The sequence below is a fragment of the Campylobacter sp. IFREMER_LSEM_CL2194 genome, from assembly GCF_025771685.1.
Lineage (GTDB): Bacteria > Campylobacterota > Campylobacteria > Campylobacterales > Campylobacteraceae > Campylobacter_D.
On record NZ_JAKMQS010000033.1, the window covers coordinates 1 to 2,177 of the forward strand.

The following is a 2,177-nucleotide window of genomic DNA, read 5'->3' on the forward strand; positions in this document are numbered from 1 at the left end:
ATTTTTTTAAATAAAGGTCTTGATGAAGTCAAAAAACAATTAAAATTTTTATTTAATATGGTGTACTATTAAAATAAAATTTTTTTAATGATACAATTATATATTTTATATAATTAAAACTGCTAAACTTATTTAAAAAATCTAATAACAAGCTATTTTTATTGAGTAAAATATGTTAATATTGCATACTAAATATATATGAATAAAGCTAAGGTTATGGTATGAATGTATCAAGTACTTTTCAAGAGTTTCTTCAAAATCTAGCGATAAATAATAAAGAAGAAATTAGTAACAGATATGAAGAAATTACAAAAGTACTTAATATTAAATATAGAAATACTGAATCTAGAACATCAAATAGTCTGCAAGTAGGCTCCTATGGTAGATTTACTGCAATTAAAGGCATTTCTGATTTAGATATGATTTATATTTTACCGCAGAAAGAATATAAAAGATTTAAATGTGGTAGACAATCAGCATTACTTCAAGAAGTTAAAAAAACTATTCAATCAAGATATCCAAAAACAGATATGCGAAGAGATGGGCAAGTTGTAGTCATATCTTTTACTAATTATCAAATAGAAGTGCTACCGGCTTTTGAATGTGAGGATGGAAGTTTTTTATATCCAGATACAAACAATGGAGGTAGTTGGAAAAATACTAATCCACGACTCGAAATAAAAGCTATATGTGATTTACATGAAAAAAATAAAAATTTAAGAAATTTATGTAAAATGATTAGATCTTGGAAAAACTACCATGGTGTGGCAATGGGTGGACTTTTAATTGATAGTTTAGCTTATAATTTTTTAAATTCAACTACATATTATAATGACAAAAGTTTTGCACACTATGATCAGTTAATTAAAGATTTTTTTAAATATTTATCAGACTTGCAAAATACAAACTATGTTTTTGCACCTGGTAGCAATCAAAAAGTTTATATTAAAAGTAAATTTCAAACAAAAGCAAAAAAAGCACATAAGTTAGTTTTGGAGGCTATTGAAGCACAAAAAAACAAAAATGCTAATCAGAAGTGGAAAAAGATATTTGGAAGAAGCTTTCCATCAGCTGTTCAGTTAACTACAGAAGCTATGAACGAATCTATATCAGCTTGGACAAATACAGAAGAATTTATAGAAGATAAGTACGATGTTGATATTAGATATGATTTATCAATCGACTGTGAAGTAACTCAAATAGGATTTAGACCGGATAAACTTTCGAGTATTCTTGCTAAAAATGCCAAATTGTTACCAAATAAAGAGTTGAAATTTCAAATAATTCGTAATGATACAAGAGGAGATTTTGAAATTTATTGGAAAGTTTTGAATAGGGGCGATGAGGCACAAAAAAGAAATATGATTAGAGGACAGATTATTAAGGGAGCTAAGATAAAAAACGAGAAAACAATTTTTCGTGGAGATCATATAGTTGAGTGTTATATTGTTCAAAATAATATAGTAGTTGCCAAAGATAGAATTCATGTGCCAATCAGTGAAGGAATATATTCATGACTAAAGAAGATTTATTGAGACAGATAGCAGAAAGTGCCTATAACATAGGATTTGGTGCAAAAAAAAGTTTTGCTACATTTGATATAGTTGATAAAATACCTAATATGCTTAGTTTTTGTTCCTTAGCAATTGGTATTTTAGCTCTTTTTATTGATGAGCTAAATATTAAAATAGTATCTGCAAGTTTGATTATTTTTGGAATAATAGGTATTTATATTTCTAAATATTATGATAAAAAAAATATATATAAAACATCAGGTTCAGAAATTACAAAACTATTCAATGAGTTAAAAAGTTTATATTATTCAGTTAAGGCTAAACCTAATGATGCGAATTTTGATAAAGATGTATCTAAAATGAAAGAGATTGAAAATAAATTTTATTCAATTGCCATCTCTGAACAAATATTATTTAGTGATTGGTATGCTCATTATAAATTCTTTTGGCAATGGGCAACACATATAAAATGGCTTGAGGATGAACTAAAATTGACTTTTTGTAAAAATAAAATACCTTTGTCATTTGTAGTATTTGTTGGTGTTATATTATTGTTGATTTTCATTATTTTTATCTCTTATTGTTCTTACTTGTCCTAATTCTTTATTTTCAAATAAAATAACACTACTCATTTTTCACTCCTATTTAGTCAAATAAGCCACT

Annotated in this window: 2 protein-coding genes; both read left to right on the forward strand. The window is 26.1% G+C overall.

Annotation, left to right across the window (positions count from 1 at the left end):
- Window positions 1–221 precede the first annotated feature (221 nt).
- Window positions 222–1,517, forward strand: coding sequence for an SMODS domain-containing nucleotidyltransferase (locus tag L8V79_RS07995; protein ID WP_263663010.1), 1,296 nt, complete (start codon window positions 222–224; stop codon window positions 1,515–1,517).
- Window positions 1,514–2,113 (forward strand): SLATT domain-containing protein, encoded by a 600-nt coding sequence (locus L8V79_RS08000; RefSeq protein ID WP_263663008.1) that lies wholly within the window; start codon window positions 1,514–1,516, stop codon window positions 2,111–2,113. The genes L8V79_RS07995 and L8V79_RS08000 overlap by 4 nt, the downstream gene beginning before the upstream one ends.
- Window positions 2,114–2,177 lie beyond the last annotated feature (64 nt).

Excerpts from the sequence above, each read along its gene's own strand:
- L8V79_RS07995 (WP_263663010.1), top strand. The coding sequence starts at position 222 with ATGAATGTATCAAGTACTTTTCAAGAGTTTCTTCAAAATCTAGCGATA.
- L8V79_RS08000 (WP_263663008.1), top strand. The coding sequence starts at position 1,514 with ATGACTAAAGAAGATTTATTGAGACAGATAGCAGAAAGTGCCTATAAC.